10 protein-coding genes are annotated in these 12901 nt (G+C 63.8%); 5 read left to right on the top strand and 5 right to left on the bottom strand.

From position 1 onward, the window contains the following. Positions 1-49: 49 nt before the first annotated feature. Both ACVIN2_RS25445 and iaaH read left to right on the top strand, forming a co-directional pair. Positions 50-3499: an indolepyruvate ferredoxin oxidoreductase family protein gene (locus ACVIN2_RS25445; protein WP_456767660.1), complete on the top strand. Its 3450-nt coding sequence runs from the start codon at positions 50-52 to the stop codon at positions 3497-3499. A 75-nt stretch (positions 3500-3574) separates the two neighbouring features. Next, complete coding sequence (gene iaaH, locus ACVIN2_RS25440) at positions 3575-4999, top strand: indoleacetamide hydrolase (protein ID WP_456767659.1); 1425 nt, start codon at positions 3575-3577, stop codon at positions 4997-4999. Here iaaH and ACVIN2_RS25435 read toward each other — a convergent pair. Continuing rightward, entirely contained in the window at positions 4994-5905 is a 912-nt protein-coding gene (locus ACVIN2_RS25435; protein ID WP_456767658.1) for a LysR family transcriptional regulator, read from the bottom strand. The genes iaaH and ACVIN2_RS25435 overlap by 6 nt on opposite strands. Positions 5906-6179: 274 nt before the next feature. Between ACVIN2_RS25435 and ACVIN2_RS25430 the strand changes: the two genes are divergently transcribed. The 3 genes from ACVIN2_RS25430 (at position 6180) to ACVIN2_RS25420 (ending at position 9584) form a co-directional block, all read left to right on the top strand. Beyond that, positions 6180-7361 carry an HlyD family secretion protein gene (locus ACVIN2_RS25430; protein WP_456767657.1) on the top strand — a complete coding sequence of 394 codons (1182 nt, stop codon included), beginning with the start codon at positions 6180-6182 and terminating at the stop codon, positions 7359-7361. A 115-nt stretch (positions 7362-7476) separates the two neighbouring features. Continuing rightward, positions 7477-9093: an MDR family MFS transporter gene (locus ACVIN2_RS25425; RefSeq protein WP_456767656.1), complete on the top strand. Its 1617-nt coding sequence runs from the start codon at positions 7477-7479 to the stop codon at positions 9091-9093. A gap of 29 nt (positions 9094-9122) precedes the next feature. Continuing rightward, positions 9123-9584: a carboxymuconolactone decarboxylase family protein gene (locus ACVIN2_RS25420; protein ID WP_456767655.1), complete on the top strand. Its 462-nt coding sequence runs from the start codon at positions 9123-9125 to the stop codon at positions 9582-9584. Positions 9585-9740: 156 nt separating this feature from the next. Here ACVIN2_RS25420 and ACVIN2_RS25415 read toward each other — a convergent pair whose 3' ends face one another. From ACVIN2_RS25415 to ACVIN2_RS25400, 4 genes are all read right to left on the bottom strand, one after another. Further along, complete coding sequence (locus ACVIN2_RS25415; RefSeq protein ID WP_456767654.1) at positions 9741-10601, bottom strand: D-amino-acid transaminase; 861 nt, start codon at positions 10599-10601, stop codon at positions 9741-9743. Positions 10602-10699: 98 nt separating this feature from the next. Continuing rightward, positions 10700-11431, bottom strand: coding sequence for an amino acid ABC transporter ATP-binding protein (locus ACVIN2_RS25410; protein WP_007597027.1), 732 nt, complete (start codon positions 11429-11431; stop codon positions 10700-10702). An 8-nt stretch (positions 11432-11439) separates the two neighbouring features. Beyond that, positions 11440-12132, bottom strand: a complete 693-nt coding sequence (locus ACVIN2_RS25405; RefSeq protein WP_007597029.1) for an amino acid ABC transporter permease — start codon at positions 12130-12132, stop codon at positions 11440-11442. 4 nt (positions 12133-12136) lie between these two features. Further along, entirely contained in the window at positions 12137-12868 is a 732-nt protein-coding gene (locus tag ACVIN2_RS25400) for an amino acid ABC transporter permease (protein WP_027565487.1), read from the bottom strand. Between the last annotated feature and the right edge of the window lie 33 nt (positions 12869-12901).

The raw sequence follows: 12901 nt of genomic DNA, 5'->3' as shown, positions 1-12901 counted from the left end.
CCCAGGCCTACCCTTCTCCCAACCGGCAAGGATGCCGCGGGAGGTCCGGATGGACGCCATTTCGTCACTCGACGCCTACGAGCTTTCCGACCGCTACGATCGCGAAGCGGGCCGCGTCTTCCTCACGGGCACGCAGGCCATCGTCCGCATCGCGCTCGACCAGGTGCGGCGCGACCGTGCCGCGAGGCTGAACACGGCGGGCTTCATTTCGGGCTATCGCGGTTCGCCGCTCGGCGGCATCGACCTCGAACTGTGGCGCATCCAGGAGCGACTGAAGCGGGACCGCATCGAATTCCTCCCCGCGGTGAATGAAGATCTTGCCGCGACTGCGGTGCTCGGCTCACAACAGGTCGAGACGCAAGCCGACCGCGCGGTCGATGGCGTGTTCGGGCTCTGGTACGGCAAGGGCCCCGGTGTCGATCGCTCCGGCGATGCGCTGAAACACGGTAACGCCTACGGCTCCTCGCCGCATGGCGGCGTTCTGGTGGTCGCAGGCGACGATCATGGCTGCGTCTCGTCCTCGATGCCGCACCAGTCCGATGTCGCCTTCATGAGCTGGTTCATGCCGACGCTCCACCCTGCAAGCGTCAGTGAGTATCTCGAATTCGGCGAATATGGCTACGCGCTGAGCCGCTTCACCGGCATGTGGGTCGGTTTCAAGGCGATCTCGGAGATCGTGGAATCCGGCGCTTCCGTCGCGCTGCGCCCGCCGCGCGCCTTCCACACGCCGGACTTCACGCCGCCGCCCGGCGGCCTGCACTATCGCTGGCCCGACCTGCCCGGCCCGCAGATCGAGGAGCGGCTGGAGGCGAAGAAGCACGCGGTCTACGCCTTCGCAAAGGCCAATCCGATCGACCGTCACATCTACGACATCCCGGGCGCCACCTACGGCATCGTCACCACAGGCAAGGCGCATCTCGATCTGATGGAAGCCTTGCGGCTGATGGGCCTGGACGAAGCAGCCTGCCGCAGCATCGGCATCGACATCTACAAGGTCGGCATGGTCTGGCCGCTGGCGCTGCATGACGCGATGGCGTTCGTGAAGGGCAAGCGCGAGATCCTCGTGGTCGAGGAGAAGCGCGGCATCATCGAAAGCCAGTTCAAGGAATATTTTTACGATTATCCGGGCGAAAAACCCGAGCGCATGGTCGGAAAGCACGACGAAACCGGCGCGCGGCTGATCTCCTGGATCGGCGAATTGTCGCCACGAGCGCTCGCTGGGGTGCTCGCACGCCGGCTCGATCCGATGTTCCCGGCCCTCAATCTCGCCGCGCGCGCAGCCGGCTTGATGCCTGAGGCCGCGCGCACGATCAACGTCAGCGGTGCGACACGCACGCCCTATTTCTGCTCGGGATGCCCGCACAATACATCGACAAAGGTGCCCGAGGGATCGAAGGCGCTAGCCGGCATTGGCTGCCATTTCATGGCGAGCTGGATGGACCGCGAGACCTCGTCGCTGATCCAGATGGGCGGCGAAGGCGTGAACTGGGCCGCCTCGTCACGCTTCACCGGCAACAAGCACGTCTTCCAGAATCTCGGTGAAGGCACCTATTATCATTCGGGCTCGATGGCGATCCGGCAGGCGATCGCGGCCAAAGCCAACATCACCTACAAGATCCTGTTCAACGATGCCGTCGCCATGACCGGCGGCCAACCCGTCGACGGCCCGATCAGCGTCCACGCCATCGCGCACAGCGTCCGCGCCGAGGGCGTTGCGCGCATCGCGCTGGTGTCGGACGATCCAGCGCAGTTTTCGCCGGCGGACCTGCCGATCGGCGTCAGTATCCATCCCCGCGAGGAGATGGACGCCGTGCAACGCGAGCTGCGCGACATCGTCGGGGTCTCGGTGCTGATCTATCAGCAGACCTGCGCGACAGAGAAACGGCGTCGCCGCAAGCGTGGACAGATGATCGATCCCAAACGCTTCGCCTATATCAACGACCTCGTCTGCGAGGGCTGCGGCGACTGCTCGGTCGAATCCAACTGCCTCAGTGTCGAGCCCAAGGAGACGCCGTTCGGCCGGAAGCGTCGGATCAATCTCTCATCCTGCAACAAGGACTTCTCCTGCCTCAACGGGTTCTGCCCGAGCTTCGTCACCGTTGAGGGTGCGACGCGCCGGAAGAAGAGCGCGAGCCGGATCGACCCGGTCGGCCACGCGGCCACGCTTCCCTTGCCCGCACCCGCAACGCTCGACCGTCCATATGATCTGCTCGTCACCGGCGTCGGCGGCACCGGCGTGATCACGGTCGGCGCGCTGATCGGCATGGCGGCGCATCTCGAACGAAACGGCGTCTCGGTGCTGGATTTTACCGGCTTTGCGCAAAAATTCGGGCCGGTGCTGAGCTACATCCGGTTGGCTGCATCCCCCGATGCATTGCATCAGGTCCGCATCGACCAGGGCGCGGCCGATGCGCTGATCGGCTGCGACCTCGTCGTCAGTTCCTCGCCAAAGGCATCCGGCACCTATCGGAAAGGTACGCGCTCCGCGATCAACACCGCGGAGATGCCGACCGGCGATGTCGTCCGCTTCCGTGACGCCGATCTCGCCTCACCCGCTCGCCTGCGCGCGATCGGCCAAGTGATAGGCGACGGCAATCTCGACACCATCAACGCCAACGCGCTGGCCGAGCGCCTGCTCGGCGATGCCGTCTATGCCAACATCGTCATGCTGGGCTTTGCCTGGCAGCACGGGCTGCTGCCGGTCTCGCTGTCGGCGCTGTTGCGCGCGATCGAGCTCAACGGCGTCGCGGTAGAAAGCAACAAGCAGGCCTTTGCCTGGGGCCGGATCGCGGCCGCCGATCCGGACTTCTTGCCGAAGGTGGACGAGGCGCCGAAAGCCGAGACGCTCGACCAGCTGATCGACCGCCGCGCCAACTTCCTCACGGCCTATCAGAACGATGCCTATGCAGCGCGCTATCGAGCGCTCGTTGCAAATGTTCGCAATGCGGAAGCCAACCTGAATAGCGAGGCGCTCACCGAGGTGGTCGCGCGCGCCCTGTTCAAGCTGATGGCCTACAAGGACGAGTACGAGGTGGCGCGCCTGCACATGCAGAGCGGGTTCCTCGACGAGCTCAAGCGCGAGTTCGAAGACGGCTTCAGCGTCCAATACCATCTCGCTCCGCCCTTCCTGCCGTCCGAGCGCGACGCCCGCGGCCGGCCGCGCAAGCGCGCCTTCGGCCAGTGGATCCAGCTGCCGCTCGCCGCGCTCGCGCGACTGAAAGGGTTGCGCGGGACAGTGTTCGATCCGTTCGGCTACACCGTCGAACGCCGCACGGAGCGAGAGCTGGTCGCCTGGTATGAGGACGTGATCGAACGTATGCTCGGCGAGCTTGATGCGGCGCGCCTGCCCGATCTCGTCGCGATCGCCAAGGCTCCGATGGAGATCCGCGGTTATGGGCCGGTAAAAGACACCGCGATCGCGAAGGTGAAGCCGGCGGTCGAACGGCTTCTCGCCGATGTGATCGCAGCATCGCAGGCAAACTTGCGCGCCTACGGTTGACGGGGCGCCGACGAAGCTTCAGCCTCTGGAGCCGAGGCGCGCCCTGATGGCGCTCCTGCAACGGGGTGACGCCTCATGGATTTCGACCAGTTGACCCTGACCCAGGCTGTGGCCGACCTCCGCGCCGGAAAAATCACGAGCACCGCGCTCACGACGGAAGCTCTCGCCCGCGCCACGGCCAATGCCGATCTGAATGCCTTCGTCACCCTGGATGAGGCCGGCGCCCTGAAGGCTGCGGCCGCATTCGACGCGAAGGACAACAAGGACAAGCCGCTCGGCGGCGTTCCCATCGTGGTCAAGGACAATATCGAGGTCGCGGGGCTCCCGTGCAGCACGGGAACGCCAGCGCTGAAACATTACGTTCCGAGGGCCGACGCGCCGGTGGTCGCAAAGCTGCGTGCGGCGGGCGCGGTCATCATCGGCAAGACCAGCATGCACGAGCTCGCCTTCGGCATCTCCGGCTACAACACCGCATTCAAGACCGGCGCGGAGTTCGGCGTGCGCAACGCCTATGACCGCGCCCTGATCGCGGGCGGCTCCTCCTCCGGAACGGGCGCCGCGATCGGCGCGCGGATCGTCGCGGGCGGGCTCGGCACCGACACTGGCGGATCGGTCAGGGTCCCCGCCGCGCTGAATGGATGTGCCTCGCTGCGTCCGACGATCGGCCGCTATCCGCAAGATGGCATCGCGCCGCTCTCGCACACCCGCGACACCGCGGGTCCCATGGCCGCGACCATGGCGGATGTCGCGCTGCTCGATCGCGTCATTACGGGCGGCGATGCCATCGCGCCGGCCGATCTGAGGCTGGTGCGGATCGGCATCGTAAAGACGATGCTGAGCAATCTCGACGCCGACACCGACGCCGCATTCCAGGCAGCCCTCACGAAAATGAAGACGCAGGGCATCACGATCGTTGAGATCGAGATGCCGCAACTGGCCGAACTCAATGGCCAGGTCAGCTTTCCAGTCGTACTGTACGAGGCCCATGACGACATGGTGGCCTATCTCGCGCATACCGGCACCGGCCTCTCCATCGAGGCGCTGGCAAAGGACATCTCCAGCGCCGACGTCAAGGGCACCTATGATGGCCTGGTGATCCCGCGCAAACTTCCCGCCCCTGATGGCACGCTGGTTGACGCCAAGCCGGTCTATGATGCCGCGATCAATACCGCACGCCCCAAGCTTCAGGCGCTCTACAGCAGGACCTTCGCCGACAGTCGGCTCGATGCCATCGCCTTCCCGACCACGCCGCGTGTCGCCATTGCCTCCATTCCCGATTCCAGCAGCCTGGAGAATTTCGCCCTGTTCATCCAGAACACCGATCCCGGCAGCAATGCCGGCATTCCCGGCATCCAGATTCCGATCGCGCTCGGCGCCCGGAGCAAACTGCCGATCGGGCTTGAATTGGACGGCCCCGCGGGCAGCGATCGCGGCCTGCTTGCGATCGGCATGGCGCTCGACGCCGTGTTTGGGCGATTGCCGCCGCCGCGCCCGTCATGAATACGGATTGATCAGCTTCTGCTGCTCGGCGCTGTGATGCACGAGCATGTCGATGAAGGCCCTGACCTTGGCCGACAGATGATGCCGGTGCGGATAGACCGCGTTCATCGACATCTCGACCGGCCGGTACTCGGGCAGCAGGCGAACGAGCCGACCGGCTTCGAGATCGTCCCGAACGAGAAAGCCCGCCATCAGGCAGACGGCAGCGCCTTCCAGCGCCACCTTCCGCAGGGCCTCACCGCTGTTGGTGACGAAGCTGCCGGAAATCCGTACCGATGCCGGCGCGCCCTTGCGATCGAAAAAGCGCCAATCGTCGCCGAACGGATAATTCAAATGGCGCCCGCAATTGTGCGTGGTGAGCTCATCGAGCTTCTGCACGCGACCGTGCCTTTCGAGATAATCGTGCGAGCAGCACAGCACGTGGCGCCAGGTGGCGAGGCTGCGGACGATCAGGCTCGAATCCGGCGGCGCGGTCATGCGCAGGGCAATGTCGTAGCCTTCTTCGATGAGGTCGATGTCGGCTTCGCCCATGCGCAGATCGATCTTGAGCTCTGGATAGGCCGACAGGAGCTTCGCCACCACGGGCGCGACGAACGGCACCATGTGCGTGGCGACGTGGATTCGCAGCGTCCCGCGCGGCACCGACTGCAATTCGCTTGCGATATCGTCGGCCTGTTCGATATCGGCGAGGATCTGGATGCAGCGGTCGTAGTAGGCCTTGCCGATGTCGGTGAGATTGACCTTACGCGTGGTGCGCTGAAGCAGCCTCACCCCGAGCCGGTCTTCCAGCGCCTGAACGTGATTGCTCACCATGGTGGTCGACATGTTGAGCTTGCGGGCTGCTGCAGAGAAGCCGCCGGTCTCGACCACCCGGCTAAAGACTTCGAGGCTCGTCAATCGGTCCATGCCGACAGATTATCCACTCTTGGTCGATAATCGCAAGGAATTCTGTCCGATTATCCGTCAGATCAGCTCGCGCGCGGATGGCGGATGGTTAGCCGCAATCCCTCGACAGAAGCGGCAATCGCTCTGGGGCAGTCGCACCTCTGGCTGGGTAGACCTTACGCGAAGGCGGGATTTCCGGACTATCCACTCTCAGCGGATAATCCTTCCGGTATTTCGCCGATTATCGATCGAGCGAAGAAGACCGATAGTCTCAGCCACCCGATAGGAGACTGCCATGTCCGAGATGCCCCGCACCGAAAACTTCCAGCAAGCGACTGAGATACTGCAAGCTTCTCCGCCGGTGCCGGTGCGTGGTCCGACCCGGAATATGGTCCGGCGGGCGGCGTTGGCGCTGGCGTTCCTCGCGGGCACAGCAGCGATTGTCCATTACGGACACGACTACTGGGTCAACGGCCGTTATCTCGAGACAACCGACGACGCCTATGTGAAGGCCGACTCCACGATCGTCGCGCCAAAAGTCTCGGGCTACATCGCCAAGGTGCTGGTCAGCGACAACGAAAAGGTCAAGGCGGGCCAGCTGCTGGCGAAGATCGACGACCGCGACTTCAAGGCAGCGCTCGACCAGGCCCGCGCCGATGTCGCTGCGGCGGAAGCGTCGGTGCGCAACCTCGACGCCCAGCTCGAACTCCAGCAGCCGATCATCGAGCAGAGCACGGCCGACGTCGCTGCTGCGGACGCGAATCTGAAATTTGCGCAGGAGGAGCGCGCCCGCTACGACGATTTGATGAAGTCTGGCTCGGGCACGATTCAGCGCGCACAACAGACTGACGCCGCGTTGCGCGCCAGCAACGCGCAACTGCAACATGCCAGGTCGGGCCTCGTGGCCGCGCAACGCAAGATCGACGTGCTCGCCACCCAGCGCGCGCAGGCCACAGCCCAGCTCGAGCACGCGCGCGCGGTCGCGGAGCAGGCGACCCTGAATCTCTCCTACACCGAGATTGCCGCGCCGGTCGACGGCACGGTTGGCGCCCGCTCACTGCGCGTGGGACAGTTCGTGCAAGCCGGCACGCAATTGATGGCGGTGGTGCCGCTCGATGCAGTCTATGTCGTGGCGAATTTCAAGGAGACGCAACTCACCCATGTCCGTGCCGGCCAGCCGGTCGAGCTGCACGTTGACAGCTTCCGCAACCAGACCCTGCGCGGCCATGTCGACAGCCTTTCGCCGGCCAGCGGACTTGAGTTCGCGCTGCTGCCGCCCGACAATGCCACCGGCAATTTCACCAAGATCGTGCAGCGGGTGCCGGTGAAGATCGTGCTCGACGACCACAGCCTGACCGGGCTGCTGCGCCCCGGCATGTCCGCGGCGCCGACTATCGACACCAAACAGGCCGTCATGGCCGAGCGCGAGACGGCCAAGCGCCTCGCCGGCAATGCGACGCGACCCGACGGAGGCTGAGGGCCAGCTCCGGCAGCATTATCAAGTCCTGCCGGATGATCCTTCCCAGGCTTCCTCGATTATCAAGACCATCCGCCTGATGCATCCTGTCTCCGTATCCGAGACGAGGCCTTTCATGAGCACGCTCCAACCCGCCCTGAACGCCACTTCCGCCACCAGCCTTCCTGCTCCGGCCGCGATCGCCACGCCGGTGGTCTCGGCCAAGACCTGGATCGCCGTGATCGGCGCGACGCTCGGCGCCTTCATGGCGGTGCTGAACATCCAGATCGTCAATGCCTCGCTCGCCGACATCCAGGGGGCGATCGGCGCCGGCATCGATGACGGCGGCTGGATCTCGACCTCCTATCTGATCGCCGAGATCGTGGTGATCCCCCTGTCCGGCTGGCTGGCGCAGGTGTTCTCGATCCGCATCTATCTGCTCACCAACGCGGTCCTGTTCCTGGTTCTGTCAGCCGCCTGTGCGTTGGCGCAAGACCTGCCGCAGATGATCGTGCTGCGGGCGGTGCAAGGCTTTACCGGCGGCGTGCTGATTCCGATGGCGTTCACACTCATCATCACGCTATTGCCGCGCGCCAAGCAACCCGTCGGCCTTGCGCTGTTCGCGCTGTCGGCGACGTTCGCGCCCGCGATCGGCCCGACCATCGGCGGCTATCTCACCGAAAATTTTGGCTGGCAGTACATCTTCTACGTCAACATTGTCCCGGGCGGGATCATGGTCGGCATGCTCTGGTACGCGCTGGATGCAAAGCCCATGAAGCTGTCGTTACTGCGCGACGGCGACTGGGCCGGCATCATCGCCATGGCGATCGGACTGTCGGCGCTGCAAACCGTGCTCGAGGAAGGCAACAAGGACGACTGGTTCGGCTCGCCCTTCATCGTCAAGCTGTCCGTCATCGCGGCCATGGCGCTGACCGCCTTCCTGATCATCGAACTGACCGTGAAGAAGCCACTCCTGAACCTGCGCCTGTTGGTTCGCCGCAATTTCGGCTTCGGCATGCTCGCGAACTTCCTGCTGGGAATCGCGCTCTACGGCTCGGTGTTCATCCTGCCGCAATATCTGGCCCGCATCCAGGGCTACAATGCCGAGCAGATCGGCATGGTGCTGGCATGGACCGGGCTGCCGCAGCTCCTGCTGATCCCCATGGTGCCGCGGCTAATGCAGAAGCTCGATGCGCGGCTCATCATCGGCGTCGGCTTCGTCCTGTTCGCGGCCTCCAACTTCATGAACATCACCATGACCGGCAACTATGCCGCCGATCAATTGCTCTGGCCCAATGTGGTTCGTGCGATCGGCCAAGCGCTGGTGATGGCACCACTGTCTGCGGTGGCGACCTCGGGCATCGAACCGGAGAACGCGGGCTCGGCCTCCGGCCTGTTCAACATGATGCGCAATCTCGGCGGCGCCGTCGGCATCGCGCTGTTGCAGACCCTGCTGACCAAGCGCGAGCAGTATCATTCCAACGTGCTGATGCAGTCGGTCTCGCTGTTCGAGCAGGCGACGCGGACGCGGCTGGACCAGCTCACCCAATACTTCGTCAATCACGGCATTCTCGACCGGGCGGACGCGTTGCATCGCGCCTATGTTGCGATCGGCCATATCGTGCAGAAGCAGGCCTATATCCTCGCCTTCAGCGACACCTTTCATCTGCTCGGCGTGGCACTGATCATCGCGCTGATCGCCACCCTCTTCCTGAAGAAGGCCGGCCACGCCTCGGCCGGCGGCGCCCACTGACATCAACCCAGCAAGCAAGGAGAACGACCATGAAACCCCGCATGAATTTCTACCACGCCGCACCCGACACGATGAAGGCACTGATGGCACTGGAGGAGCAGATCCAGTCGACGGGCCTCGAGAAATCGCTGATCGAGCTCGTCAAGATCCGCGCGTCGCAGATCAACGGCTGTGCCTTCTGCATCAACATGCACACCGAGGACGCCCGCAAGCGCGGCGAGACCGAGCAGCGCATCTATCTGCTCAATGCCTGGCGCGAATCGCCGCTCTACACGGACCGCGAGCGCGCTGCGCTGGCCTGGACCGAATCAGTGACGCTGATCTCCGAGACGCACGCGCCTGATGACGTCTACGAGCAGGTCCGCGCGCAATTCTCCGATGCGGAGACGGTGAACCTGACCATGCTGATCGGCGCCATCAATGCCTGGAACAGAATCGCGATCGCGTTCCGTGCAGTTCATCCAGTGAAGGTGAAGGCGTCGGTGGCGTGAGGTGCTGACGCATGAGGCCAAACCGCCTCAATACATTCGACTGTCATGCCCCGGCTTGACCGGGGCATCAGTACGCCGCGGCCTGTCGAGTCCAGCACTTCCGTCACGGAGTACTGGATCGCCCGGTCAAGCCGGGCGATGACGGCGGTGGGTGGCTTAAACCGCCGTCGCCTTGGCGAACTCCACGTAGATCTCGCGCAGCCGCGCGGCAAGCGGGCCGGGCTTGCCATCGCCGACCTTCTTGCCGTCGATCGCAACCACCGGCTGGACGAACAGCGAGGCTGAGGTGGCAAAGGCTTCCTTGGCGGCGAGCGCCTCGGCAACCGTGAAGGAACGCTCCTCGAGACGGAGCTGACGCTCTTCCGCCAGCGCCACCACCGCCTTGCGGGTGCAGCCCGGCAGGATCGCGTTGGAGTTCTTGCGGGTCACGATGACGTCGTCCTTGGTAAGAATGAACGCCGAGGACGAACCGCCTTCGGTGACGTAGCCGTCTTGCAGCATCCAGGCTTCGCCCGCTCCGGCCTCGGCCGCCGCCTGCTTCGCCAGCACCTGCGCCAGAAGTGCCACGCTCTTGATGTCGCGCCGCTCCCAGCGGATGTCGGGCACGGTGATCACGTTAATGCCGGTCTTGGCCGAGGCGGCGTTGATGATGTCCTTCTCCGACGTGAACATCACCAGGCTCGACTTGACGTCGCCCTTCGGGAAAGCGAAGTCGCGGCCCTTGTCGGCACCACGGGTGACTTGGAGATAGACGAGGCCGTTCTCGACGTTGTTGCGCGCGATCAGCTCCTTCTGGAGCTCGGTGATGCGCTCCACCGTCTCGGGTAGCTTCAGCTGGATCTCGCCGACCGAGCGCTCTAGCCGCGTCAGATGCGAGGCATTGTCGACCAGCTTGCCGTCGAGCACGGCCGAGACCTCATAGATGCCGTCGGCAAACAGGAAGCCGCGATCGAGCACCGAAATTTTGGCGTCCGAGAGCGGGACGAATGAGCCGTTGACATAGGCGATCGGATCCAAGGCAGGTCTCCTGGCGGGAAGAGAGATTTGGTGCGGTTATACGGGATTTGGCGACGCCCTGAAACCCGCCTTCGGCGCATCCCGGAATGAGGCGAGAATTAGTGCGACAGGATCTTCGACAAGAACTTCTGCGCGCGGTCGCTGCGGGGCTTGCCAAAGAAATCGTCCTTCGGAGCGTCCTCGACGATCTCGCCGCGGTCCATGAAGATGACGCGGTTGGCGACCTTGCGGGCAAAGCCCATCTCGTGCGTCACGACCATCATGGTCATCCCCTCATGGGCGAGGTCCACCATGACGTCGAGCACCTCGCTCACCATTTCGGGGTCGAGCGCCGAGGTCGGCTCGTCGAACAGCATGACAATGGGATCCATTGCAAGCGCGCGAGCGATCGCCACCCGCTGCTGCTGGCCACCGGACAGGTTCGCGGGATACTTTTGCGCCTGTTCCTTCAGGCCGACGCGCTCCAGCAGCTGCATGCCTTTCGCCATCGCCTTGTCGCGCGACCGGTCGAGCACCTTCTGCTGTGCGAGGCAGAGATTATCGATGATCTTCAGATGCGGAAACAGCTCGAAGTGCTGAAACACCATGCCGACTCGCGAACGCAGCTTGGGCAGATTGGTCTTGGGATCGTTGACCTTGGTGCCGTCGACGCTGATGTCGCCTTTCTGGAATGGCTCCAGCGCGTTGACGCATTTGATCAGCGTCGACTTGCCTGATCCCGATGGGCCGCAGACCACGACCACCTCGCCCTTGGTGACGCTGGTGGTGCAGTCGGTCAGCACCTGGAAGCTCGGGCTGTACCATTTGTCGACGTGGCTGATCTCGATCATGACAAACTCTATCGAATGATGGCGATGCGCGCCTGCAGGCGGCGAACGCCGAAGGACGCAACACAGGAAATGGTGAAGTAGACGATCGCTGCGAACAGATACATTTCGACCAGACGGCCGTCGCGCTGCGCGACCTTGCTCGCGGCACCGAGGAAATCGGTGATCGACAGCACGTAGACCAGTGAAGTGTCCTGGAACAGCACGATGGTCTGCGTGATCAGCACCGGCAGCATGTTACGGAAGGCCTGCGGCAGCACCACGTAGCGCATGGTTTGGGCGTAGGTCAGGCCAAGCGCGTTGGCAGCGGCCGGCTGGCCGCGCGAGATCGACTGGATGCCGGCACGCATGATCTCTGAGAAGTACGCGGCCTCGAACATGATGAAGGTGATGAGCGAGGACGCGAACGCGCCGACGCTGATCGGGCGCGACGCGCCGGTCACCCACTGCCCGATATAGGGCACCAGGAAGTAGAACCAGAAGATCACCAGCACCAGCGGCAGCGATCGCATGAAGTCGACATAGACCCCGGCGATGCGGCCCAGAATCTTGAAACCCGACAGCCGCATCAGCGCGATGGCCGTGCCGAAGATCAGGCCGCCGAGCGCCGCAAGCCCCGTGAGCATCAGCGTGAACGTCATGCCCTCGTAAAACAGATAGGGCAGTGCGCGACGGATGACCTCGAAATCGAAATTGCTGAACATGGTGCTATTTCCCCGTGATGTAGCCGGGGATCGCGACGTAGCGCTCGAGGAAGCGCATTGCGGTCACGACGACGGCGTTGACGAGGAGATAGAGAAGGGTCGCGGCGGTGAAGGCCTCGAACACCTGGAACGAGAATTCCTGCATCGAGCGCGCCTGTCCGGTCAACTCAAGCAAACCGATGGTGATGGCCACAGCCGTGTTCTTGATGGTGTTGAGGAACTCGGACGTCAGCGGCGGCAGGATGATGCGAAAAGCCATCGGCAGCAAGATGTAGCGATAAGCCTGCAAGGTGGTCAGGCCGAGCGCGGTCGCCGCCATCTTCTGGCCGCGCGGGAGCGATCCGATGCCGGCCTGCAACTGAACGGCGACGCGCGCCGACATGAAGAACCCGATGCCGATCGCCGCCGTCCAGAACGGCGCATTGGGCAGCTGCTTCAGCCAGAGGCCGGCAGATTTCGGCAGCAGTTCCGGCAGCACGAAGAACCACAGGAAGAGCTGCACCAGCAGCGGCATGTTGCGGAAGAATTCGACATAGGCAAAGCCGAACCAGTACGCCCCCTTCGACGGCAGCGTGCGCATCACGCCGACGATCGAGCCCATGATCAGCGCGATGATCCATGCGAGCGCACCCGTCTTGAGGGTCAGCACCAGGCCCGACAACAGCATGTCGAGATAGGTGCCGGTCCCCATCGGGTTCGGCTCGAAGAAAATTCCCCAGTTCCAGTGGTAGTTCACGTGTCCCCCGCGCGAACGCGCCAGTCATGGATG

The sequence above is a fragment of the Bradyrhizobium sp. USDA 3650 genome, assembly GCF_054057395.1.
The sequence above is the reverse complement of the archived record's forward strand: the minus strand, read 5'-3'. Positions and strand labels throughout refer to the sequence as shown.

What these genes read in the sequence shown, in the direction of transcription:
- ACVIN2_RS25445 (WP_456767660.1), top strand. Translation starts at nt 50, where the DNA reads ATGGACGCCATTTCGTCACTCGACGCCTACGAGCTTTCCGACCGCTAC.
- iaaH (WP_456767659.1), top strand. Translation starts at nt 3,575, where the DNA reads ATGGATTTCGACCAGTTGACCCTGACCCAGGCTGTGGCCGACCTCCGC.
- ACVIN2_RS25435 (WP_456767658.1), bottom strand. Translation starts at nt 5,905, where the DNA reads ATGGACCGATTGACGAGCCTCGAAGTCTTTAGCCGGGTGGTCGAGACC.
- ACVIN2_RS25430 (WP_456767657.1), top strand. Translation starts at nt 6,180, where the DNA reads ATGTCCGAGATGCCCCGCACCGAAAACTTCCAGCAAGCGACTGAGATA.
- ACVIN2_RS25425 (WP_456767656.1), top strand. Translation starts at nt 7,477, where the DNA reads ATGAGCACGCTCCAACCCGCCCTGAACGCCACTTCCGCCACCAGCCTT.
- ACVIN2_RS25420 (WP_456767655.1), top strand. Translation starts at nt 9,123, where the DNA reads ATGAAACCCCGCATGAATTTCTACCACGCCGCACCCGACACGATGAAG.
- ACVIN2_RS25410 (WP_007597027.1), bottom strand. Translation starts at nt 11,431, where the DNA reads ATGATCGAGATCAGCCACGTCGACAAATGGTACAGCCCGAGCTTCCAG.
- ACVIN2_RS25405 (WP_007597029.1), bottom strand. Translation starts at nt 12,132, where the DNA reads ATGTTCAGCAATTTCGATTTCGAGGTCATCCGTCGCGCACTGCCCTAT.